This is a genomic window from Methylobacterium sp. D54C (genome assembly GCF_053345595.1).
Window position 1 is genome coordinate 1 of the sequence record NZ_JBKFAK010000277.1, and the last position, 278, is coordinate 278.

Here is a 278-nt window from a genome sequence, read left to right on the forward strand (position 1 = left end):
GGCGATCTTCCTCGGCCTGCTCGGCCACGAGCCCGCGACCGTCGATCCGGACGCCGTGGCGGGCTACACGCGGGACCTGGCCGAGGCCGGCGCCATCGGCCTGCCGAGCGTCGCCTTCGACCCGACGAAGGACCTGGTCTTCAACTTCACCGAGGTGCTGCCCCGCCACACGAACGGCATGCGCTTCCGCGCCCATGACGCCGGCGGCGCCGTGCTGGACGAGGTGGTCTGCTACTCGGTCGGCGGCGGCTTCGTCGAGGGGGGGGGGGGGGGGGGGG

At 74.5% G+C, this 278-nt stretch carries 1 protein-coding gene; it reads left to right on the plus strand.

The window, feature by feature from the left end:
* On the plus strand, nt 1-278 hold a 278-nt coding region (locus ACLBYB_RS33515), incomplete at both ends, for a serine dehydratase beta chain (RefSeq protein ID WP_447701455.1).